Origin of the sequence: Klebsiella sp. KE9456 (assembly GCF_043832615.1) — a bacterium.
Taxonomy (GTDB): Bacteria; Pseudomonadota; Gammaproteobacteria; order Enterobacterales; family Enterobacteriaceae; genus Klebsiella; species Klebsiella indica.
Genome location: NZ_JBDYQK010000014.1, coordinates 21,225 through 44,874, shown reverse-complemented (window position 1 = coordinate 44,874; position 23,650 = coordinate 21,225). Strand labels below are relative to the sequence as shown.

19 protein-coding genes are annotated in these 23,650 nt (G+C 55.6%); 9 read left to right on the top strand and 10 right to left on the bottom strand.

Going from position 1 to position 23,650, the window contains the following annotated elements; all coding sequences use genetic code 11:
- Positions 1 to 19 precede the first annotated feature (19 nt).
- The 4 genes from ABK821_RS15390 (at position 20) to licT (ending at position 5,482) form a co-directional block, all read left to right on the top strand.
- Complete coding sequence (locus ABK821_RS15390) at positions 20 to 1,042, top strand: ABC transporter permease (protein WP_171034812.1); 1,023 nt, start codon at positions 20 to 22, stop codon at positions 1,040 to 1,042.
- Positions 1,043 to 1,344: 302 nt separating this feature from the next.
- A complete protein-coding gene (locus ABK821_RS15385) occupies positions 1,345 to 3,225 on the top strand; it encodes a beta-glucoside-specific PTS transporter subunit IIABC (RefSeq protein WP_138359156.1) in 1,881 nt (626 codons plus the stop codon).
- Positions 3,222 to 4,640 carry a glycoside hydrolase family 1 protein gene (locus ABK821_RS15380; protein ID WP_138359154.1) on the top strand — a complete coding sequence of 473 codons (1,419 nt, stop codon included), beginning with the start codon at positions 3,222 to 3,224 and terminating at the stop codon, positions 4,638 to 4,640. The genes ABK821_RS15385 and ABK821_RS15380 overlap by 4 nt, the downstream gene beginning before the upstream one ends.
- A gap of 2 nt (positions 4,641 to 4,642) precedes the next feature.
- The gene (gene licT / locus ABK821_RS15375; RefSeq protein ID WP_138359152.1) at positions 4,643 to 5,482 is read left to right on the top strand and encodes a BglG family transcription antiterminator LicT; all 840 of its coding nucleotides are present in this window, start codon (positions 4,643 to 4,645) and stop codon (positions 5,480 to 5,482) included.
- A 351-nt stretch (positions 5,483 to 5,833) separates the two neighbouring features.
- On the opposite strand, the gene ABK821_RS15370 is transcribed toward licT, so the two are convergent.
- The 8 genes from ABK821_RS15370 to ABK821_RS15335 form a co-directional block, all read right to left on the bottom strand.
- A complete protein-coding gene (locus ABK821_RS15370; RefSeq protein WP_138359150.1) occupies positions 5,834 to 6,838 on the bottom strand; it encodes a LacI family DNA-binding transcriptional regulator in 1,005 nt (334 codons plus the stop codon).
- A gap of 30 nt (positions 6,839 to 6,868) precedes the next feature.
- On the bottom strand, positions 6,869 to 8,269 hold the full coding sequence (locus ABK821_RS15365; protein WP_343178450.1) for a sucrose-6-phosphate hydrolase: 1,401 nt from the start codon (positions 8,267 to 8,269) through the stop codon (positions 6,869 to 6,871).
- Positions 8,269 to 9,639, bottom strand: coding sequence for a sucrose-specific PTS transporter subunit IIBC (locus ABK821_RS15360; RefSeq protein WP_343178449.1), 1,371 nt, complete (start codon positions 9,637 to 9,639; stop codon positions 8,269 to 8,271). The genes ABK821_RS15365 and ABK821_RS15360 overlap by 1 nt, the downstream gene beginning before the upstream one ends.
- A 135-nt stretch (positions 9,640 to 9,774) precedes the next feature.
- Entirely contained in the window at positions 9,775 to 11,292 is a 1,518-nt protein-coding gene (locus ABK821_RS15355) for a carbohydrate porin (RefSeq protein ID WP_343178448.1), read from the bottom strand.
- A gap of 164 nt (positions 11,293 to 11,456) precedes the next feature.
- Complete coding sequence (locus ABK821_RS15350; protein ID WP_138359142.1) at positions 11,457 to 12,380, bottom strand: aminoimidazole riboside kinase; 924 nt, start codon at positions 12,378 to 12,380, stop codon at positions 11,457 to 11,459.
- A gap of 245 nt (positions 12,381 to 12,625) precedes the next feature.
- Entirely contained in the window at positions 12,626 to 13,420 is a 795-nt protein-coding gene (locus ABK821_RS15345; protein WP_138359140.1) for an ABC transporter ATP-binding protein, read from the bottom strand.
- Complete coding sequence (locus ABK821_RS15340) at positions 13,417 to 14,445, bottom strand: iron ABC transporter permease (RefSeq protein WP_171034811.1); 1,029 nt, start codon at positions 14,443 to 14,445, stop codon at positions 13,417 to 13,419. The genes ABK821_RS15345 and ABK821_RS15340 overlap by 4 nt, the downstream gene beginning before the upstream one ends.
- Positions 14,446 to 14,505: 60 nt before the next feature.
- The gene (locus tag ABK821_RS15335) at positions 14,506 to 15,633 is read right to left on the bottom strand and encodes an ABC transporter substrate-binding protein (RefSeq protein ID WP_138359136.1); all 1,128 of its coding nucleotides are present in this window, start codon (positions 15,631 to 15,633) and stop codon (positions 14,506 to 14,508) included.
- Between the two features lie 463 nt (positions 15,634 to 16,096).
- Here ABK821_RS15335 and ABK821_RS15330 point away from each other — a divergent pair, with 463 nt between their 5' ends.
- The gene (locus tag ABK821_RS15330; protein ID WP_138359134.1) at positions 16,097 to 16,486 is read left to right on the top strand and encodes a hypothetical protein; all 390 of its coding nucleotides are present in this window, start codon (positions 16,097 to 16,099) and stop codon (positions 16,484 to 16,486) included.
- A gap of 184 nt (positions 16,487 to 16,670) precedes the next feature.
- Positions 16,671 to 17,162, top strand: coding sequence for an RcnB family protein (locus tag ABK821_RS15325; protein WP_343178447.1), 492 nt, complete (start codon positions 16,671 to 16,673; stop codon positions 17,160 to 17,162).
- Between the two features lie 159 nt (positions 17,163 to 17,321).
- Here the strand turns inward: ABK821_RS15325 and ABK821_RS15320 are convergent, their stop codons facing one another.
- Positions 17,322 to 18,338 (bottom strand): ROK family transcriptional regulator, encoded by a 1,017-nt coding sequence (locus ABK821_RS15320; protein ID WP_138359130.1) that lies wholly within the window; start codon positions 18,336 to 18,338, stop codon positions 17,322 to 17,324.
- Positions 18,339 to 18,439: 101 nt separating this feature from the next.
- Positions 18,440 to 19,972 (bottom strand): nucleoside hydrolase-like domain-containing protein, encoded by a 1,533-nt coding sequence (locus ABK821_RS15315; protein WP_343178446.1) that lies wholly within the window; start codon positions 19,970 to 19,972, stop codon positions 18,440 to 18,442.
- Between the two features lie 396 nt (positions 19,973 to 20,368).
- On the opposite strand from ABK821_RS15315, the gene ABK821_RS15310 reads away from it, so the two are divergent.
- The 3 genes from ABK821_RS15310 to ABK821_RS15300 all read left to right on the top strand — a co-directional run bounded on the left by ABK821_RS15310 (position 20,369) and on the right by ABK821_RS15300 (position 23,578).
- Positions 20,369 to 21,547 (top strand): M20 aminoacylase family protein, encoded by a 1,179-nt coding sequence (locus ABK821_RS15310; protein WP_343178445.1) that lies wholly within the window; start codon positions 20,369 to 20,371, stop codon positions 21,545 to 21,547.
- A gap of 19 nt (positions 21,548 to 21,566) precedes the next feature.
- Positions 21,567 to 22,343 (top strand): lysine/arginine/ornithine ABC transporter substrate-binding protein, encoded by a 777-nt coding sequence (locus ABK821_RS15305; protein WP_138359124.1) that lies wholly within the window; start codon positions 21,567 to 21,569, stop codon positions 22,341 to 22,343.
- A gap of 281 nt (positions 22,344 to 22,624) precedes the next feature.
- Positions 22,625 to 23,578, top strand: a complete 954-nt coding sequence (locus tag ABK821_RS15300) for an aldo/keto reductase (RefSeq protein ID WP_138359122.1) — start codon at positions 22,625 to 22,627, stop codon at positions 23,576 to 23,578.
- Positions 23,579 to 23,650: the final 72 nt, after the last annotated feature.

Genomic DNA, 23,650 nt, shown 5'->3' with positions numbered 1-23,650 from the left:
GGCACAAAGAATGAGTAATATGAAATTAACAGCGACCCCGGTCAATGAAAAAACCAATTTCGTTGCGCAATTACGCCACAAGCTGCCGAAAGATACCGGGATATTTATCGTTATGCTGGTGATTGCCCTGATTTTTGAAATCGCCGGTTGGTACGTGCGCGACCAGTCCTTTTTATTAAACACCAATCGTCTGGTATTAATTGTTCTGCAAGTGGCGATTATCGGTATTATCGCCGTTGGGGTCACGCAGGTCATTATTACGACGGGCATTGACCTCTCATCGGGCTCGGTAATTGCCCTGGCCGCGGTGGTTGCGGCGAGCCTCGCGCAAACCTCCGACAGCCTGTCGCCGATGTTTCCGTCGTTGGTTAATCTACCCGCGGTAATCCCCATTTGCGCCGGGATCGGCGTTGGTCTGCTGTGTGGATTAACCAACGGTTTTCTGGTCACCCGCACCGGTATCCCACCGTTTATCGCCACGCTGGGGATGATGGTTTCCGCGCGCGGCCTGGCGCAGTACTACACGCAGGGTAACCCGGTCAGCTTTTTATCCGACAGCTTTACGGCTATCGGCCAGGGCGCGATGCCGGTCATTATTTTCTTCGTTGTCGCCGCGATTTTCCATATCACCCTCAAACACACCCGCTATGGTAAATACGTTTACGCCATCGGCGGCAATATGACTTCGGCAAAAGTATCCGGCATCAACGTCAATAAATATCTGGTGATCGTCTATACCATCGCCGGAGGGCTTTCCGGTCTTGCGGGCGTGGTACTGGCGGCGCGCGTCAGCAGCGGACAGTCGAACATGGGCGTGTCCTATGAGCTGGACGCTATCGCCGCGGCGGTCATCGGCGGCAGCAGTCTGATGGGCGGCGTAGGGCGAATTACCGGAACCTTAATTGGCGCGATGATCCTCGGCCTGATTAAAAGCGGCTTTACCTTTGTTGGCGTTGACGCCTACGTGCAGGACATTATCAAAGGCATTATTATCGTCGCGGCGGTGACCATCGATATGCGGCGTAATCGCAAAAAACATTAAGGTGAAATAGCCCGCGGGCTGAATTGCCGTGGGCTATTTAGCGATTGACGTCGCGTCGAGATCAGATGCATTGGCGACGCTCTCCAGCGATGTAGTTGTTGACAATTTACTTAACCTGGCTCACATTTTTATGCGGCTGCCGTTGAAATAGTCAAAGGCCGCTAAGATAATTCGCCGAAATAACCCATTTTTATGATGGCGTGCTACTGCGAAAGCAGGCAAGACCAAAATAGAAATGCTCTCCCGTTAAGGGGAGCGTCTCTGTTTTGGTCTTTTTTTTTGCTCCAACACCAGGGAACACTATGAACTATAACGAAACAGCAGACAAAATCCTTCACTCGGTGGGCGGGGCGGAAAATATCCGTATGCTCACCCATTGCGCGACCCGGTTGCGCATGGAGTTTAATGATCGCGCGAAGGTCAATGATGCGCAGATTGGCACTATCCCCGGCGTGATCAGCGTGGTGGAGAAAGGTGGCCAGTTCCAGATTGTGATCGGCAATGAGGTGCAGCAGGTTTTTCGCCTGCTCAACAAAGCATTGCCGGAGAAAAAAAGTCCGGGCGGAGGGGATAAAAACGCCAAACCCAACGGCATCGTCGCGCGCATTATCAGCGTTATTTCAACCACCTTCACCCCGGTTATCCCGGCGATTACCGGCGCGGGGATGATTAAGGCGCTGCTGGCGATCCTGAAGCTGACCGGGTTGATCAACGAGACCAGTTCGACATATCAACTGCTGAATATTATTGCCGATGCCGCCTTCTTCTTCCTGCCGGTTCTGCTGGCCTATGGCGCATCGCTGAAGTTTGAATGTAACCCGATTCTGGCGATGACCCTGGCTGGCGTGCTGCTGCATCCGGGAATTGGCCAGATGCTGGCGGCGGGGAAAGCCGTCGATTTCGTCGGTATTCATGTTCTGCTTTCCGATTATGCCGGGTCGGTGCTGCCGATCATTCTGACCGTATGGCTGATGTCGTGGATTGAGCGCTTTGCCGAAAAGGTCTCGCCGTCGATTATCAAGTTCTTTGTTAAGCCGATGTTGATTCTGCTGATCACCGCGCCGTTGGCGCTGGTGGTTGTCGGCCCGGCGGGTATTTTGCTGAACGATCTGGTGGCGGCGGGCGCAGGCGCTATTGATCGCCACGCCAGCTGGTTAATCCCGATGCTGATGGGCACCCTGCAACCCTTCCTGATTATTACCGGCACCGCCTGGGCGATGACGCCCATCGCGACCGGTCAGTTGAGTAAAAACGGCTACGAAATGATTAACGGGCCGGGCATGCTGGCGTCAAACGTGGCGATGGGCGCCGCGACGCTTTGTGTGGCGCTGAAGACTAAAAATAGCAGCCTGCGCCAGTTGGCTTCGTCATCAGGCTTTACCGCGCTGCTGGGGATCACTGAACCGGCGCTGTACGGGGTACTGCTCAAGTACCGTCGCGTGCTGATCGCCGCGATGATCGGCGGCGGCTGCGCCGGGGTATATGCCGGCGTGAGCGGGCTGGTGCGCTACGCGTTTGTTTCCCCTGGGCTTGCGGCGCTGCCCGCGTTTATCGGTGAAAACCCGATGAACATTGTTCACGCGCTGGTGACCTGCGCGATTTCCATTGTGGTGACTTTTATCCTGACCTGGTTTATTGCCTTTAAAGATACGCCAGAGGATCAAGCAGAGGTGAGTGAGATTCCGCAGCCCGCCGTTACGCCAAAAAGTGAAGGTGACACTGAAATACTGAGCCCGCTGCGCGGCGAGACTGTGGCGCTAAGCGAAGTGAATGACGACGTCTTTTCCGGCGGTCTGCTTGGACAGGGCGTGGCGATTCGTCCGCAGGAAGGGATCTTGCGCGCCCCCTTTAATGGCACGGTGATGATGTTCCTGCCTTCCTGCCACGCCGTTGGCCTGCAAAGCGAAAGCGGTCTTGAGTTGTTGATTCATATTGGTATCGACACCGTTAATCTTAACGGTCAGCACTTTAGTTCATCCCTGAAGGTGGGCGATAAGGTGGAAAGCGGGCAGGAACTGATTCGCTTTGATATCGCCGCGATTGAGCAGGCGGGTTATGACCTGATTACGCCGGTGGTTGTGGTGAACGGCGATGAGCAGTACACCCTGAGTGTGACCGCTGCCGCACAGGTCGATTTCGGCGATCGGCTGATGGTGCAATCCGTTAAGGAGGCGCAAGTATGATCTATCAGCAACAGGCCCGGTTCCCGGACGATTTTCTGTGGGGCGCGTCGACGTCGGCCTATCAGGTTGAAGGGGCGTGGAATGAAGACGGTAAAGGGCCGTCGGTGGTGGATATGCTCAGCCATCCGCCGGGAACGGCGGACTTTCGTATCGCCAGCGACCACTATCATCGCGTGGAGGAGGATGTCGCCCTGATGGCGCAGATGGGGCTGAAGGCCTATCGCTTCTCGGTCGCCTGGTCGCGGGTGATCCCGGACGGTGACGGTCCGGTAAATCCTGGCGGGCTGGCATTTTATCACCGCCTGATCGACGCCCTGATTCGCCATCGGATCACGCCGATTGTCACCCTGTATCACTTTGATTTACCCTGGGCGCTGGAGCTGAAAGGCGGCTGGCTGAACCGTAAGACGGGAGACGCATTCGTGCGCTATGCCCGGCTGCTGTTCAGCGAGTTTGCTGATAAAGTCCCGCTATGGCTGACGATCAACGAACAGAACACCATGATCCTGCATCCGGGGGCAATTGGCGTGCCCGCGGATCGCGAACTGCCGGATAAGAAGGCGCTGTACCAGCAGAATCACCATATGATGCTGGCTCAGGCGCGGATTTTTGCGCTCTGTCACCGCGAGTTTCCCGGGCTGCGCATCGGCCCGGCGATCAATACCACTTCAATGTATGCCGAAAGCTGCAAACCGGAAGACGCTATCGCCGCGCATAACTGGGAAACGCTACGCTGCTGGAGTTTTCTTGATGTTGCGGTGCATGGCCGCTACAACGCCCTGGCATGGGCTTATATGCAGGATCGCGGCCTCGCGCCGGACGTCCAGTCAGAGGATGCGTTGATTTTGCAGCAGGGACGACCGGATTTTATTGCCATCAACTACTACTCGACCGCGACTATTGCCGCCAGCCGGGGTGATGGCGGGGATGTTGCCCCCCGTGCGGGCGACCAGCAAATCATGCTGGGCGAGGAGGGCGTGTATCGGCCCGCGGAAAATCCGTGGGTCGGCAAAACGCCCTACGGCTGGGTGGTCGACCCGGTTGGCCTGCGCCTGACGCTGCGTAAAGTGTGCGAGCGCTACGGCCTGCCGATTCTGATCAGTGAAAACGGCATGGGTGCCCCGGATAAGCTGGAGCAAGACGGTACGGTGAACGATGATTACCGTATTGCCTTCCTGCAGGCGCATATTGAGCAAATGCGCCTGGCGATTGCCGATGGCGTCGAGCTGATGGGCTACTGTCCGTGGGCGGCGATTGATGTTGTCAGCACGCATCAGGGATACGCCAAGCGCTACGGTTTTATTTATGTCGATCGCGGCGAAGATGATCTCAAGAGTCTGCAAAGGATCCGCAAACGTAGCTTCTGGTGGTATAAGGATGTCATCGCGCAGAACGGTAACCACGATGAGTCTTAGAGATGATTGTTCAGAAGGTGCTTAATAATAGTCTGGTGCTCTCACTGGATGACGATAACAGGGATGTTATCGTCATGGGAAAAGGCATTGGCTTCAATAGCAGGCCGGGGGATCAAATTGCCCCGGAGAAGATAGAGAAGCTGTTTGTAACCCGGACGCTCGGTAAACGCAGCGGTTATCTTGATGCGCTCTCCGCCATCCCGGATGAAGTTATCGAAATGGCCGCCATGATTATTTCCCGCGCCAATATGCAGCTTGCCAGTAAGGTGCGCGAGCAGATTTTCTTTACCCTCGCCGATCATCTGACGTTTGCCATTGAGCGCAGTCGCAAAGGCATCGCTATTCAAAACCGTCTGCTGCCGGAAGTCAGGCGCTTTTATCCGCAGCAGTTCCGCGTCGCCAGCGAGGCGGTGACGATTATTCGTCAGCAGTACGGCATCGAACTGCCGGAAGAGGAAGCCGGTAATATCGCTTTTCATTTGGTGAACGGCCAGAGCGAGGGCGACGACGTGGCGCAGGCTATGCAGTCGGTGAAAATGCTGAAGGATATTTTTAATCTCGTGCAGTACCACTTTAAGCAGGAGATAGACACCGAATCGATTAACTACTCGCGTTTTCTGGTCCATATGCAGTTCTTCCTCCAGCGTTTGCAGGAAGGGGAACTGGATCGTGCGCGGGACAGTTTTCTGCTGGCGCAGGTGATCAAGGAGTATCCGGAAGCCTACCGCTGCGCACAACGGATCCGCGATTATGTTAAAACCCAGCTCGATATCGCCCTCGGCGGTAACGAGCTACTGTGGCTTACCGTGCATCTGGTGCGGATAGCAGGCCTGGATGCATGACCGTGTTCTATTAATAGGGGGGAATAGCTCTTTTTTATTCTTTTATGGAACATGGTTGACTGAGTTGACTCATTATCTCGAAACGGTCCAGATGACCTGGAAAATATCCTTTTCATTTTTTCATGCGCGCCAGAAGAGATAATGACATGACGAAAGTCGTCGCAGATGGCTGACAAAGTGCGCTTTTCCGGAATTGCCCGGCGGCGCTTGCGCTTGCGCGGGCCTACGGAAAACTCATCGCCTGGGGGATATTATGGGTTTTGTAGGCCGGGTAAGGCATCAGCCGCCACCCGGAAGAGCTGCGCGCGCAATATCTCATTCTGGTGGGGCATTTTAAAAACTGTTTGTGAATCAACGATGCCGAAATTGCAGCGTCGCGGGCAGATAGCGCTGTAGCGGCTCAGGCGTGTTGCCATCAATCAGCTGGTTTATCAGATCGTAGCAGTGCCAGGCTAGCTGACGATTGTCCTGCTGCACGGTATCGATACGCAGCGACAGCGAATCGTACAGATAGTGATCGTCGAAGCTTGCCAGATGGATATCGGAATCCAGTAAATGGTGCTGGCTCATATAGCGCAGCACGCCTTCCAGCAACCCGCAGGCGGCGGTAAACAGCGCCTTCGGCGGCCGACCGAGACGGGCGCAGAGCGCGGAAAACATTTCATAACCGGAACTGGGATGGTAGTTGCCGTTGATCACCCATTCCGGGCGCAGTTCAATACCCGCCTGCGCCAGACCTTGCGTAAATCCCGCCAGACGATCGCGGGACGGAGAGAGTCGCGGCTGGCCGCCTAAAAACCAGAATTCGTCACTATGCTGAGGCGCGATGCGGGCGATCAGCTCTGCCGTGGGCGCCACCGAATCGGTCATCACCAGCGGCAGCACGCTTTCATTGGGGCAGCGGTCAAACAGCACCACCGGCAACTGCTCGCTGAGTTTCAGGTAATCGGCATCGTTATGCATACAGGAGGCGACGATCAGCCCGTCTACCTGACGGGCAATCATATTACTGACCACCACGCTCTCCTGAGCGGGATTTTCGTCGGTACAGGAGATAAGCAGCTGAACGCCCGCCTCGCGGCACAGCATCTCAAGCTCATGGGAAAATACCGCAAAGCCGTAGTTGGTGATCTCCGGCACCACCAGCCCGATGGTATGACTGCGGTTATCGCGCAGCGAGCGGGCATGAATGCTCGGCTGATAGTGCTGCTCGCGGGCAATTGCCTGCACGCGCTCGCGGGTTTCCTGCGCTACGCGCAGCTCTTTGCCACGTCCGTTCAGCACCAGGCTGGCGGTGGCTTTGGAAACCCCCGCCAGTTCGGCGATATCTTTAATGGTAACGCGTTTGGTTTTCATCACGACGCCATGAGCCTGAAATCAAAACGCTTATTCTACCATGCATGTCCGCAGCGGCCAGTAGCAGAATGCGCCTGGCGTTGTGCCGGTGAAAACCAGTTGCGCCGGATAGTCCGGGAAACAGCGGCTGCTCATCACCCCTTCGCCTTCGTTGATGAAAATTTCCACGCTCGACTGGTCGATGAAAATCCGCAGCGAGCGAACTTCGCCGCGCCAGTAGCGATAGTGCGTTTCGTCGCAGGCCAGGCTACGCCGCGCCAGGCGGATACCGCGGGTATCGCGCTCCAGGGTTAACGCGCCGCCGAAATCGATGTTTAACGTATCGTTGGCGGCGGTTTCCAGCACGATTTCCATCGGTGCCAGCGGCAGGGGCGCTCCCTGCCAGCCGTGGGCGTCGCCGCGCAGGGCGGTCAGTTCACGCAGCGGTCGCTGATAAAGTTTACCGTCGATCAACGCCAGTTCGCGCAGACAGGTCATCTGATGGATCCAGCCGTTGGCCAGCGTCGGCTGGCGCATCTCTTCGCCATCCGGCACGCCCATCCAGCCGACCAGAATGCGGCGGCCATCGCTGGTCTGCATGGTTTGCGGCGCGTAAAACTCGAACCCGGCGTCCAGCTCGTGCCGCTCGCCGTGTCTGAACGCGGCGCTGGTGTAATCGAAAGTTCCGGCCATCCACACCGCCGGGTAGGTATTCAGGTAGCGCTCTTTCTCATGGGCGATCCCCTGCGGGCAGCAAATGAGAACATGCTGGTTGCTGAGCGGAAACAGGTCCGGACACTCCCACATATAGCCCGCGTCGTGCAGGTCATTGATACCGTAGCCAGCGATTTCGCCTTCATTGCGCCACTGATGGAGATCGGCGGAGCTAAACAGCAGTACCTTGCCGCGTTTTTGCCGATCCTGCGCCCCCAGTACCATGTACCAGCGACCTTCATACCGCCAGACTTTCGGGTCGCGCACATGACCGGTATACCCCTCCGGCAGGGGCAAGACCGGGCCCAGTTTGTTGAAGGTGCCGTCGCTATTCTCCGTTGCCAGACACTGCCACGCGGTTCGGCTGCCGTCGTCGAATTTTACGTTGCCGGTATAGCACAGGGTGAGGGTACCGTCGTTATCCACCGCGCTGCCGGAGTAGCAGCCGCTGCGGTCATACTCTTCGTCGGGCATCAGGGCGATGGGTTCGTGTCGCCAGTGCAGCAGATCGGCTGAACTCCAGTGTCCCCAGCACTTAAATTTATGATCGCAGGCAAGCGGGTTCCATTGATAGAACAGGTGATAGCGCCCGGCAAATTCAACAAAACCGTTGGGATCGTTCATCAACCCGGTCACTGGCGCATGGTGCCAGCGAGGATAGTGGCTGTCGGCCAGCGCGTGCGGCTGGCCCTGCATAACGGCCTGCAAAATCGCAGGCAGGCGTGATGGAAGTGACATTATTCAGCGTCCGTTTTGTATTTCAGCACCAGGGAGACTGCAAAGGCGACGCCAAAAGCGATGGCCATCCCGATAATATAGTTCAGCAGCGAGCTGGCCTGCACGATAGCCATGCCGGGAATAGCCGTCAGGCCAACCGCGGTCATGTAGACGTGTACTGATACCACCCACGCGCCGCCCGCCGCGCCGCCGATCAGCGCCGCGATAAATGGTTTCACAAAGCGTAAGTTGATACCAAAGATCGCCGCTTCAGTGATCCCCAGCATGGCAGAAAATGCGGATGGCAGGGTAATCGCTTTGATTTTGGCATCTTTGGTTTTAAACCACACCGCCAGACAGGCCCCGCCCTGGGCGACATTGGCCATGGCCCAAATTGGCAGCAGGAAGTTGACGCCGATGGATGGGTTACCCAGCAGCCCGGCTTCGATAGCGTGGAAGCTGTGGTGAATACCGGTAATTACGATAATCGAGTAGAGACCGCCAAACAGCAGTCCGGCCAGCCAACCCGCATGGCTAATCAGGGTGCTAAGGACAAACGAGATACCGTCGCCGAGGGCGCGACCGGCCGGGCCGATAATCAGCAGGGCGATGAAACCGGAAATGATCACCGTCAGGAACGGCGTCAGGATCAAATCCAGCGCATCGGGAATCACGCGGCGCAGTTGTTTCTCAACGATGCTCATAAACCACACCGCCAGCAATACCGGGAACACCGTGCCCTGATAGCCGATCATGGCAATCTCAAGGCCGAAGAAGTTCATGGTGTGGAAACCGGCTGCCACGCCCCAGGCGTTAGTCAGCGCCGGGTGGGTCAGAATGCCGCCAAGCGTCGCGCCAAGATAGGGGTTACCGCCAAATTCGCGGGCGGCGGTAAAGCCAATCAGAATCGGCAGAATAATAAACGCCGCCGAGCTGCACATATCCAGCATGATGTAGATGGCGTTATTCGGGTCGACCCAGCCGTAGGTTTTGACCATTCCCAGCAGGCCCATTAGCAGGCCGGAGGCGACGATTGCCGGGATAATCGGCACGAAGATATTCGACAGCAGACGGGCGATTCGCTGGAATGGATTCAGCTTTTTCGCTGCGATGTCGGCGGCTTCCGATTTGCTGGATTCGCCAATCCCCGCCGCCTGAATAAAGGCGGCATAGACCTTATTTACCACTCCGGTACCAAAAATAATCTGCATCTGCCCGGCGTTACGGAAACAGCCTTTAACCCCCTCGATTTTACCGATGGCCTGCTGGTCGGCCAGAGAATCATCTACCAGCACCAGACGCAGGCGTGTGGCGCAGTGCGCGGCGCTGGCGATATTTTCCTTGCCTCCCAGAAGGGGAAGCAGCGAGCGGGAAATTTGTTCAAAATCCATAGTACCCTCTGAATGCGTAATAATTCGTGTGTTTTGCTCCCGCGGTGGCGGGGCGCAATCTCTGAGTCGTGATTGTGTCCGGGGCGATGAAACGCGCGTCATCGCCCCGGCTGTTTCCGTCGGCAGGTTTTACCGTCAGAACCAGGTTTCCATTTGCATACCGAACGACCATTCGCCGCCCGATTTAAAACCGCTGCTGCCTAAAGCGTCATCGCTGGCGTAGTTATCCAGTTTTTTGCTCCAGTCCATCCATGAGGTATAGAGGCGGATCTCCGGGCGGCTGAAGAAATCACCGATGCTGCCGACCTTAAAGGTGGGCGCGAAGGTGAGTTTATAGAAGCTACCGTTTACCGCATGGCGGTCGTTATAGCCTTCGGGTTTAAGATCCATATACTGATAGCTGCCTTCCCAGGCAAGGGCGAAGTTCTGGTTGATCTCCTGAATCAGACGCATGTTGAGGGTCGCCCACTGGTAGCTGTCGCCATCCACGTAGCGGTTTTTACTGCTCTGCGCCAGTACCGCCGGGGCGATAAACCAGTTGTCACTGAGCGGCGTGGTGCCGTAGCTGGCGAAGCGCCAGGTGTTCGCTCCTGAACGCAGCGCGCCGTCGGAACCGATGCCTTTCACTTCTGCGCCCAGCCCGTGGCCGTAAAGCAGGGCGGTTTTGCTGCTCCCTTCACGCAGACCGTAAAAACTGTCGTTGTGCAAACCGAGCAGCGTATGTACCCCGGTATTTGCCGCGTTGCCTTTAACCAGATTGCCGTTGGTATCTTTTCGCTCGTCATTATCTTTCGCCCGCATCCCGCTCACCATCACCTGCACCGGGCCGATGAAGTTGTTCATGCTGAGGATGTAGTTCTGTACGCTATTGTTCGAATCATCAATATCGCCGAAGTTGCGTCCGTACAGAGAGAAGTTACTGCGCAGGCTGTCGTTCCACTTCACGTCGTAAATACCGCCGCCGGTACCGGCGAGGAATACCACATCGGAATCGACCCAGTGAATATCAAAGTTGTCGCGGTCGAAGCGTTTCCCGGCCCACAGGGTTGAACCTTTGAACGGCCCTTCGAAGGCGGGCAGGTTCCCCAGTTCCACGAAGGCCTGACGAACGTTCAAATCGCTGGTGCTTGCCGTCCAGTCGTTGTAGGTGGTTTGCCCGTCGGCGACCATCACTTTGAAGCGGGTCGTCGCCCCGTTATCCAGCGTCTGTTTATGTTCAAGGTTCATTTCGATATAGGTGTCAGCCTGGTTCCCCAGACGGCCGATAGCCCCGCCGGTTTCCCCTGCTGGCGTCATATACGCGCCGGATTTGGTACTGGCGGCGGAATCATTCATTAGCACGCCGGAACGGGCATAACCGTGGAACTCAAAACCGCTTTTTTCATCGGCTTTCTTCTCAAGTCTGGCGGTACGCTGGGCGACTTCCTGCGTATTCGCCTGCGTTTTTTGCTGCTGCGTGGTGAGCTGCTGGACTTTTTTCTCCGCCGACTCGGCGCGATTTTCCGCCGTTTGCGCTCTGTTTTCAGCATCCTGCAGGCGTTTTTCCAGCGCTATCAAACGTGCTTCGATACTACTGAGATCCGTTTGCGCGTGGGCTGAGGCGGCGCCGGTTAGCAAAGCGATAAGAACCGCGAGTGTGCTTTTTTTGTACATACTGGTTGCATCCCAAAGGTAAAATGAAAAGACTATGTTTTTGCTAAACCGGTTTAGTCACTATGTTAAACATGATCTTTAACATCAGGGAATATAAATTGCTAAACCGATTTAATAATTGTGATGGAGGCAACAAAGTGGGCCGCGCAGGGCGGCCGGAAGGATCAAAACTGGCGATTAAGATCGCGCTGCCGGGGGAGCGCGGTCATCGCGCCTTTGGCCGTGGTGGCCAGTGCGCCGCAGGTTTGCGCCAGGGTTAGAGTGGGCTCCAGGGCGTGGATATCCGTCGGCATCCCGTTGGCGGCAAGGCTGGCAAGCAGTCCGGCGACAAAGGCGTCGCCCGCGCCGGTGGTGTCTACGCTGACAACGGGCCTGGCGCTGAAATGGATAAACTGTTGCTGAAACGCGGCCAGTACGCCCGCCTTTCCCTGAGTCACCAGCAGTAATTCAGGCTGATAGCGCTCGCTTACGCTGGCGATGCCCTGGCTGAGATCATCGCTGCCGCTGATCAATACCAGCTCCTCTTCGGAGAGTTTTACCACGTTTGCCAGGCGCAGGGCGCGATCGAGGCAGGCGTGCAACTGTTCCTGATCCTGCCAAAGGTCCGGGCGGATATTGGGGTCAAAGCTGACCCGACCACCGGCGAGTTTGATCTTTTCCATTGCCGCAAAAGTCGTGCTGCGGCTGGGTTCGGCGCTGAGCGCGATGGAACAAACGTGCAGCCACTGACTGGCGGTAAACTCGGGCAGATCGTCCTTTGTCAGGAACAGATCCGCGCTGGGGCGCACCATAAAGGTAAAGGTTCGCTCGCCCTGGTCGTCAAGATCAACCACCACGGTAGAGGTACGATGCTGGCTATCAAGCAACATATGGCTGACGTCGACCTGTTCCTGCTGCAGGGTATGACGCAGAAAGCGACCGAACGGATCGTCGCCGACGCGGCCGATAAAACCGCTGTCTCCGCCCAGGCGGGCGACGCCTACCGCCACGTTAGCCGGCGCGCCGCCGGGGCATTGCAACAGGCGGCCTTCACTTTCCGGCAGCAGGTCGACCACCGCGTCGCCCAGAACCCAAACTTTTGCATTCATGCGGGTATTTCTCCAAAGCTAAACTTAATTAAACCGGTTTAGCTTATTAAAACATAGCGGCAGGGGAAGGGGAATGTCACATGCGGAAAAGTGCGAGCCAGGGCAAAAAACGGGAATTGGCTATGCTTGCTGAAGCAACGTGCACTGCGGTTCCGGGTTTTGTTGCCGGGTAAGGCGTAATGCGCCGCTGCCCGGGAGAATATGCGAGCGGCTTATACCATGCTGAAACATAAAAACCGTAAGGTTTAAACACCCGCCGTGTCCAGACCATCAATAATGGCGTGCATCACCCCTTGAGAACAGGGTTCGATGCGTCCGCGCACGCCGTAAACCGCGGCTAAGGTCTGCGGGGTAATCACCTCGGCTGGCGTACCATCCCCCAGCAATTGCCCCTCTTTCAGCATCAACACATGATCCGCATGACGCAGGGCGATATTAATATCGTGAACCACCACCAGAGTAATGATATTGCGCGTTTGCGTCTCCTGGCGTACCCGATCCATTACGTGGAACTGATAGTTCAGGTCCAGCGCGCTGAGCGGTTCATCCAGCAGTAACAGGGCTGGCTGGCGGATAAGCGATTGCGCCAGACCGACGAGCTGCTTCTGTCCGCCAGACAACTGGTCAAGGTAGCTTAGCGCCAGATGCGCAATGCCTAACTGGCGCAGCAGCGACATGACTTGCGTCTGGTTTTCCGGATTGTGCATACCGCCGGCGGCGCGCTGGGCGACAATTATCGACTCCAGCACGTGCAGATGCACGCCAGCGGGCAGCGTCTGCGGCAGATAAACCACTTTTTCCGCGCGCCGCGCAAAGGGCAGCGCCAGCAGGTTTTCGCCATCCAGCAACAGCTCGCCGCTGGATGGCCCCAGTCCGGCCATCGCTCGCATAAGCGTGGATTTGCCGCTGCCGTTGGGACCGAGCAGGGCGGTGATTTTGCCGCGGGGCAGTCGCGGTACCGTGAGATCGCGAATCACTGGTCGTCTGGGATAACCCGCGCTGAAATGGGTCAGCGACAGCCCGGATAAATGGTCACTCATACATGCCCCCGACGGCGTAAGATAATGCTCAGGAAGAAAGGCACGCCTACCAGCGAGGTCACGATGCCAACCGGAATAATCGCGCCGGGGATCAGATTTTTTGCGGCGACCGAGGCCAGCGATAGCACCAGCGCGCCGGTAAGCGCGCTGGCCGGAAGATAAAAACGGTGATCTTCACCGAAAAGCAAGCGGGCGATATGTGGCGCAACCAGGCCGATAAAGCCGATTGGCCCAACAAACGCGACCGAAAGAGCCGATAAAATGCTGATGCGCAGCAGCGTGGTCAGACGCAAACGACGCACATCAATGCCAAAACTGATTGCCCGATCTTCACCGAGGCGCAACGCGGTCAGTTTCCAGGCGCTAAGCAACGACAACGGCATCACCACAACCAGTACGGCGAACAGAATCGCGACTTTTTGCCAGGACGCGCGGTCAATACTGCCCATGGTCCAGAATACCAGCCCCTGTAGGGTGTCTTCGTTGGCGACAAACTGCAGCATGGATACCAGCGCATTGAAGGTGAATACCAGCGCGATACCAAACAGAATCACTCCGGACGTGGCGACCTGCGTCCAGCGCGTAATGCCATCCAGCAGCAGCGCCGCCAGCAGAGCGAAGATAAAGGCGTTGGCCGGGATAAACCACTGTCCCGGAATGCCAGGAATACCGATCCCCAGCACGATAGCCAGCGCGGCGCCGAATGCCGCCGCGGAGGAGACGCCAAGGGTGAACGGGCTTGCCAGCGGGTTATTGAGGATGGTCTGCATCTCTGCCCCGGCGAGACCGAGGGCCAGTCCGACGACAATTGCCATCAGGGCATAAGGCATGCGGATATCCCAGACGATAGCCCGGGTTCCGGCACTGGCGTTGGCCGGGTCAATGAGCGTTTGCCACAGGGTACGCAGCGACAGGCCCGCCGGCCCCATGACGAAGTCAAGCAGCAGCGAGGCGGCAATCAGCAGCACCAGCAGCAGTATCATCGTGACACGACGACGAACGATGCTGCGGTAGTTGGCCATCACGCCATGGCTATCGACGCGGTGCGCGCCGATACCGGGTTCAGTCGTTGAACTCATGGGGCGTTACTCACCTTGTTGCCAGGAAAAAACGAACGGCAGGTCAGGCAGGGTGGTGAAATGATGGACGATGTAGCGCCAGGTATCGTCAGGATTCAGGTTGCGGAAGGTTTGCGGATAGATATCCTTCGCCAGATACTCCATGCCGACGATATTCCACGGATGGTTGTAGAAGTGGTGGTAAATGCCGTACGCGCGTTGCGCTTTAACCGCCGGAATGTCGTTCACCCCGGTACGTGACAGCAGCACCTGCGCCTGGCGATTGACCGCCTGCGCATTGACCTGATAACCCAGCGGCAGTACCTGGCTATTACCGCGTTTGGAGCCCGTCATGATATAGACGTCAGGTTTCATGCTGATCACCTTTTCCAGGGAGACAAAACCTGATGCGCCGGGGAGCAGTTGCGAGCCGATATTGTTTGCGCCGACGGTTTCTACCAGTGCGCCCCAACCGCTGTGGCCGTGGGTAAAGCAGCAGGCATCGCTATTGCCCGCCAGCGCCTCGACAAAGACGTTGGCTTTCGGCGTGATCGTCGCGGTTTTCTGGCGGATGGTATCCAGTTGCTGACGATAGTAGTCGGTATAGGCTTTGGCGTTTTCTTCGCGATTGAGAACGTGGCCTAACAGGTCAATGCTCGGCGCCGTGTCTTTGCCGGGATTGATTTCATAATCGACGAACAGCACCGGAATATTCAGCGCGCTGAGTTTGTTGATAATACCGCTTTCTTCCAGCGCCGGTTTGGCGCGAAGCTGGGCAATCATCAGATCCGGATGACGGGAGATCACGCTTTCAAGGTCGACGTTCCCCTTATCGCTAAAGCCCATATCGAGAATTTTAACCGACTGAGGCCACTTCGTTTTCAGCATTTTCCAGGTGTTGATATCCTGTCTTTTCGCCAGGTTATTCCATGCGACCAGCCGTCTGAAGGGGTTATCGCGATCAAGCAGGGCCAACGCCATAATATCGCGGCCATCCTGCAGGATGATACGCTGCGGCTCATGGCTGAGCGTAATACTGCGGCCGGCAAGGTCGGTTACGGTGAGTGGATATTGCGTGGCATGGCTGAAAAATGGGGCGAAGAGTAGTGCTGCGCTAATAAGACGGAGTGAATTTGCTGCGGGTTTTCTTGCCATAATATATGCGTTCCGTTTGCTGATTGATACCCGTCATACTTCAAGTTGCATGTGTGTTGGCTGCGGATTACTCGGCCCTCCCACGGGCCGTCGCAAGCGGCGTTCAAATCTGCTCCCGGCAGATTTGCCACTCATTCCAGTTAATGACGGAAGTCAAGCACCGGGGGGCTCGCTTACGTGCCGCCTTTATACAATTCGAATTAGTCAGGATGTATAAATATAATGATTCTGAGAATTATTCTTGTGCAAACATAAACGGTAAGTATATCAGCAGGAAATGACATAAAATGTAACAAACTTGTTGACATCTATTCGCGCTGCCCGAATTGGGGGAGCGCGGGGAAAAGGGCGATTGAATCGGAGAAAACCAGTTTTAAGAACAATCCCTAAAGCCAGATAACAGAATTTTGTGCCATGCTGAATGCAACTCATAACATGAAGTAAGTTAGAGAGAGGACATTATATGAAAAAAGCAATGATTGCATTATCTGCGATTCTGGTAGCCGCACCTGTTTTTGCTGCCACGACACACGCAACCGACGATACCGTCGCGGCGGCTCACGAAACGGCCAATACGGCGAAGGAAAAACTGCATCAAGCCCAGCATCAGGGTGAAGAGCAGAAGCTGAAAGCCAAACACGCTGCGGAAGGGAAAAGCGACAGCGTAGGTAGCAAGGTCAGCGAAGACGCACAAAAGGCCTGGAATAAAACCAAAGAAGGCTCGGAGAAAGGCTGGAATGCAACCAAAGAGGGCGCTGAGAAGGGCTGGAATAAAACCAAAGAGGTCAGTAAAGAAGGCTGGGATAAAACCAAACAAGGTGCCGAAGAGTTAAAAAATAAAGTCACTGAATAATCACTGACAATTCTCTACAAACGGGTCGCGAAAGCGGCCTTTTTTGTCTGGAGCGCTTATTTAGCGTCAGGCTAATATTCTTAACGTATCATCACGGATATGCCAGGAATTGTCCTGGATGTTTTATTATTCACTATTCCTCCACATTTATCCGTTAAAAAAGAAATATATCAGGAGGTGTACTATGAAAAAAATTCTTTCACTGGCGATTATTTTATCTTGTGCGTTTACTTCTGTCTCCTGGGCTGATGGCCCTGGCGGCAACGACCAGGGTCAGCAGCAGATCTGGCAAAAGAATGCTGGACGTGGCGGCCCGGACGGTAACCGCCAGCAGGGGCCGGGTAATGGCGCGCAGGCCAACAATCATCAAGGGAATAGCGGTAATCGAGGATCGGATCGCGGTGGCCCCGGCGGCAGAGGAGCGCACGATAACCGCCATCAGGAACGCCATGAGCAGGATCACTTTGCGTGGAACGGGCATGATTTCCGTAAAGGTCAACCCGCTCCGCAACGTTTCCGCGGCAAGGATTATCGGGTCGATGACTGGAACGATCGCGGACTGCCGCCGCCGCCGAGCGGGCAGCACTGGTCATATATTGACGGCAACTATGTGCTGATTGCCGCCGCGACCGGGATTATTACCTCGATCCTGATCAACGGCGCGCTGAGCCACTAACCCTTTATCACCCCGGGAGCGTATGCTTTCCGGGCTTCCCATACACGCCGCAATGCTGCCTCTCTTCGGAGGCGGCATTGGGCGTTTGTCCATCCAGCCAGCATCGTGCGGACCGGCCTTGTTAACGGGCGTCTCTGGGGAAGAAGCGCAATACTCGCACTATACCCGCAGTCTGGTAATATTGTCTGAACTGAGCTGTACTAATCCCTTCCATCCGTAATTGTGTCCGGTCTTATAATGGTGGATGCGTATTTCACGAATATGCGCATTAGGACTTTCATCCAGCATTTTCTGTGCAAGCGGCAGAATATCCTCGCCGTAATCTTCGAATAATTCGCCGGTAGCAATCACCCGCTTAATATTATGAATCGGCGCGGTACAGCAAATCGCAAAATAGAGTGCGCGTGCAGTGGTAAGCACGGTGGCGGGTTTATTGTTCTCCGCAACATTAAATGCCGGTTCCAGCCCCCCGGGCCAGGGGAGATGAACAATTTCCGGGTAGAAGCCGTTTTCGCCCAGCCCGGGTTCACCGTGGGTACAGTAACCGTAACCGAGGCTGCCGAATCCGGGCATAAACGCCACGTAGGCGTCGCCGGGTGAGCGTTTAGCCAGCAGATAATTGGTACAATGTGCAATGTTATAGATGCGGGTCGGGAGGCGGAGATTTTTCTCAAGTAAGGCGGCGAGATTGACATTGCTTTCCTGAAAAAGCGGGCAATAACGCACGATGCCAGTGAAATGTTCGATCCCGCCCTGCAGCGCAACGCTGGCAACGGTGAGCGAAGTTCGGGGCAGTCTGGCCAGTTCGCATAACTGCGCCACGCCAGCGGTAATAAAGCGCATCAGTTGATCTGGGGTCATTTCCTCTGGCAGGGGAAAACTCAGGGTCGCCAGCGGCGGCGGCTGGGTATTGTAATCATTGAGCGTGGCCTGGAAACTGCCTTTACGTAGCATAATGTTGGCACTCCAGGCTTGACCGGTTTTCACTGCCAGTAGCTGCTGCGGGCGGCCAAAAGTCGGATCTTTGATTTCCCGCTCCTCAATGAGCTGTTCATCCAACAGGCGTGCTGTCAGCTTAGTGATATACGCTTTAGTCACGCCCAGCCGTTTGGTTATCTCAGTCCGGGATTTCGCTTCGCTATGCAATATATTGAGGATCTGCTGTTTGTAATCCATGCTGTCTCGCCTTTGCCTGCAGGAATACGTAGGCATTCATCATACCGCCACGTTGCATTGTCGGGCGGCAACGCGAGCCACCCGGCGCCGATCAAAGTCGGTTATTTCACGGAAACAATAATCCGTCGGTAAGCGGTGAGTGATGGTTTACCGTTATCGGTAACCGCCAGAATGATATGTTCCGTGCCGTGGCGCAGCGTTTTGACTTTAACCGTTGGTTTGCCGTTGTCGCTTAATGAGAGGATCGCGGGGGCCTGCAAATAATCTTCCCCGAACCGACCCTGCACATCGTTGAACGCCACCGGTTGAGCGCTGGCGGAACCGGCTTCCGGATAGCGGAACCAGTTATAGCTAAGCTGATTACCGTCAGGATCTTTGCTGCCTGCGGCGTTTAATGTCAGCACCTCTCCCACTTTGGCATCAAGATATACTACCTGCTGTCCCTGTTGGCCGTTCACTACCACCTGAGGATTGTGGTTGGCTGAGGCATAATCTTTGATTCCCCACGCTATACGAGCGGCGAAATCGTGCTGGAACGCCTCGCGCCAGCGCCAGATGGTGGCCTGATTTGAGGTATAGCGCTTGCCGTCGACGCCAGTGACCGTATCGGCGGCGTTGGGGCTACCGGGATAAAAATCGCCGCCGTTGGTCCAGATGGGACGCGTTTCATGCTGCGGCTGGCGTACGATATAGCGCCCGCCCCAACCGCCCCAGCCCGGGTTCTGCTCGCTATCCAGGCCGTTGCGGATCAGACCGAGAAATGCCGGGGTGTCCCCTTCCATAATAAACAGATATTGCAGATAACCTTTGCCCATTGGTCCGACGTTGCGGATGTTTTGATCCAGCCAATGTTGGGAGACGGTGGTGAAGTCTGCCCCCGGCGCATTGCGATAGTACCGGTCGCCGCTGATACCGGTCCATGTGGCACGGGCATAATCTTCGCCGTTCTGGCTGGAAGGGTCGACGATATAAGTGATTTCCGGATAGTGCTCGCGTACCCAGAACCCGGCATCATCCTGATCGGAGATGGCGTAAACCACCAGGTTGCGCGTCAGCGCCTTAACGACGCTGGCCGGATGTTTTTTCGACAGGTCTTTTAGCGCCTGCGCCAGGGTATTGGCGCCGCCCCACAGATTAATAAACAGCGGGTGGTTAGCATCAGTGCTTTTTTCAATGGCGTTAAGCAGCAGGTCGGACCCGGCGGTATTTTTCCCTTCTCCGGTTGCCGCCATGCCATAGCTGGCCAGGCCTGGGGCGACGACGGCTTTGAGCTGATTGAACGTCGGGAATCCGGCTGCGTGTTTAAGCAGGTTAGGCTGGACTTCGCCGTAATGACGGAGCACCAAATCAATCATATCGGTATGGACTTTTTCCCGCTGCCAGGTGGAGGTTGTTGCTACCACCCCTTCGATATTCATCTCGTTGGCATAGAGCAAAAAACGGGTTAACGACATCTGATCGTCCGGTTCGTTGCCGATATCGGTCAGCACGAAGACCCGCGGCTTTTCCTGATAGGGTAGAGTTTTACTGGCCATCTCGCTGATGGTTGCCTCCGCGTTAACCGCCAGTGGTGCGAACAGCGCTAGCAGGCCCGCCATGACGCCCAGGGCAAGGTTGTTGTGGTGTTGTTTCATCTTCCGCTCTCGACATTAAGAGCCTATTCCATTAGGGCTATTTTGCTTGTCATTTTGAACCTGGGCAGTGCTCAGAATCCTCACGTACTACCTGTACGCTCCGGTTCTTCCGCGCTGGCCGTGTTCAAACTGGCTGCGCCAATAACGCCTGGTGGGATAGGCTCTAAGTTAATGATTGATTAAGTGGAGGCAATATAGTTAACACAGGAAACAAAATAAAAAGAAAAAGCGCCATTGTGTGATGGTCATAGCAGTTTTATGTCAATTTATCCGCGATAACCCAATATTAATAAATAAGATAAAACACTCTCCGGAATAACAAATCCTGCTTGCATTAACGCCCTGGCAGGTTAAGTTATTAAAGCTTAATACCTAATTCTATTCCCGGAGACCGGCATGACCGACTTTGTAATTCCCGAAATCAAGGCCACTGAAGATGAAATGATTGCGATCCGTCATTATTTACATGCCAATCCTGAATTAAGCCTTGAGGAATTTAATACCAGCGAACTGGTTGCCGGGAAACTGACTGAGTGGGGCTATACGGTGAGCCGAGGGCTGGCAAAAACCGGGGTAGTGGGAACGCTGAGCAAGGGCGATTCACCGCGCACTATAGGCCTGCGCGCCGATATGGACGCATTGCCGATTGTCGAAGCCACCGATCTTCCGTGGGCCAGCACCATTGCCGGAAAGATGCACGCCTGCGGCCATGACGGTCACACCACTATCCTGCTGGCGGCAGCGAAGTATATCGCCTCTCCGGCCTGTCAGTTTAACGGCACGGTGCATTTGATATTCCAGCCCGCAGAAGAAGCGATTGGCGGTGCGGATTTAATGATTAAAGACGGTCTGTTTGAGCGCTTCCCCTGCGAACGGATCTTCGGCCTGCACAATATGCCCGGTCTTCCGGTAGGAAAACTGGGTTTTTACGCCGGCAACTTTATGGCCTCGGCGGATACGGTGAAAATCACCCTTACCGGTTACGGTGGGCATGGCGCCCACCCTGAGCGCACCGTTGACCCGATTGTGACCGGCGCGGCGCTGGTGATGAATCTGCAGAGTATCGTCGCGCGTAATGTGCCACCGGGAGAAACCGCGGTGGTGAGTGTCGGCACTTTCCAGGCGGGTATTGCCTCTAATGTCATCCCGGAGAAGGTGGTAATGGAGCTCAGCGTGCGGGCGATGAAGCCGGCGATCCGCGATTTGTTGATAAAACGCATCAAGGAGCTGGCTGATTTTACTGCCAAAAGCTACGGCGCCAGTAGCGACGTCGAGGTTTTTGACTCCTATCCTGTTCTCACTAATAGCCTCGAGGAAACCGCGTTCGCCAAAGCGCTGGCGCTGGAGGTGTTTGGCGAAGAGGGGGTGCTGGAGTCGGTCGCGCCGATGAACGCCAGCGAAGATTTCGCCTTTATGCTGCGGGAGCGCCCCGGCTGCTATTTCCTGCTGGGTAATGGTGAAAAAGGCGGGAAGGGCGGCTGTATGGTGCACAACCCCGGCTATGACTTTAATGATGACATTATTTCCACCGGTGCGACGTTGTTCGCCCGGTTAGTTGAAACACACTGTCGTTGAACTCTGGAGTCCGTAAATAATGAAAAAATCTCTTCTGCTGTGGGTCGCGCTGATGGCCTCAACTTCAGCCCTGGCCGCAGAAAATAAGGAAATTCGTTTTGGCGTCGATCCGACTTTCGCGCCGTTTGAATGGAAAGATCCGCAGGGCAAGCTGATGGGTTTTGATATTGATCTGGGGAATGCGATTTGCCAGCAGCTTCAGGCGAAGTGCGTGTGGGTGGAAAGTAATTTTGATGGCATTATCCCGGCGCTGAAGGCGCGTAAGTTCGATGCGATCCTCTCCGGAATGTATATGACCGAGAAGCGAAAAGAGCAGATAGCCTTTAGCGATAAGCTATATAACGGCCCGGTGTTCCTCGTGGCGCGTAAAAATACCCTCACCGGCAATAGCATTGAGCAACTGCAGGGCAAAACCATTGGCGTAGAGCAGGGATCGGCGCAGGAAACTTACGTCAACCAGCACTGGCGACCGGCGGGAATTAATATCGTCGCTTATCAGGGCGCCGATCGTGTGGTACAGGATCTGGAGTCCGGGCGTATTGATGGCGCGGTGCTTTCCGGAATGATGGCCGACTACAGCTTCCTGCAGCAGCCGCAGGGTAAAGATTTCGCCTTCGTTGGCGGGCCATTGCGCGATGACGCGCTATTCAGCGCGGGGGCGGCGATTGGCCTGCGCAAAGGGGACGACGCGCTGCGCCAGGAGATTAACGGCGCGATTGCCAAAATTCTCGCTGACGGCACTTATAAAAAGTTAGCAGGGAAATATTTTAGCTTTGACGTCTATTCCGGGACATAATGTTGTAATGCAGGTGGCGGGCATGGACAGCCCGCTTCAGGCTTCCTTTTCTCTTACTATTGTTTCTGACCCTTGATCGATTTAGAAGGACACAGAATATAAGCGATCCCCTACATATTTGCGTTGAATGGCGCCGACAAGAGAGTGACACATTCGCCGGGAGCGGAGTGACAGGTTGCCGGCAGGCGCCCCGTCAGGGGCGAGGCTCAGGGATTAGCCGGGTCACCAACGTCGACGCACAGGCAACGTGACATGTGGCGGGCAAATAAGGAGTGAACGGCATGATGACACGTCCCTTAGGTAAAACCGGATTTTCCATCGCTCCGCTGGTGTTTGGCGGCAACGTTTTTGGCTGGACCATTGATGAAAAAACCAGCTTTGCCATTCTTGATGCATTTATAGATCACGGCTTTGACGCCATCGACACGGCGGATGTTTACGCCCGCTGGGCCGACGGTAATCAGGGCGGCGAGTCTGAGACCATTATCGGCCGCTGGTTACAGGCGCGGCCAGGCATGCGTGAGAAGGTGAAGATCTTCACCAAAGTGGGGGCCGATTTAGGCCTTCCTGGTCATAAAGGGCTGAAAAAGGCGTGGATCCAGCAGGCGGTAGAGGATTCATTGCGTCGCCTGAATACCGATTATATCGATCTTTACTTTGCTCATTGGCCAGACCCGGAAACGCCGGTAGCCGAAACCCTGGAAGCGTTCCACGCCTTACAGCAGGCAGGGAAGATTCGTGCGATGGGGGCGTCTAATCTTGATGCGCAACAGCTTTCCGCCGCTCTGGAGGTGTCGCGTAAAAGCGGCCTGCCGGCCTGGCAGGTGCTGCAACCGGAATATAATCTTTATCATCGTTCAGCCTTCGAAGGGGCGCTGGGCGATCTGTGCATCAGCCGTGATATTGGCGTGGTGACCTATTACAGTCTCGCGTCGGGCTTTCTGACCGGAAAATACCGCCAGCAGTCCGATCTGGCGCAAAGCCTGCGTGGCGCAGGTATCGCTAAATATCTCAATCCGCGTGGGTTGCGCATTGTTGATACGCTGGTTGACGTGGCGGAACAACTGGATGCCAAACCGGCGGAAGTGGCATTAGCCTGGCTGATGAGCCGTGAAGGCGTGACGGCGCCTGTCGCCAGCGCCACCAGCATTGCTCAGGTAGAAAGTTTTGCCCACGCTGCGACGTTGAGCCTGAACAGTAAACAACGGACGCAACTGGATATTGCCAGCGCGTAACCCTGTATGCCGGGGCCACCGCGGTTCCGGCGTTTTTTATTCGTATTTTTTATTGGATATTTCCCGATTATT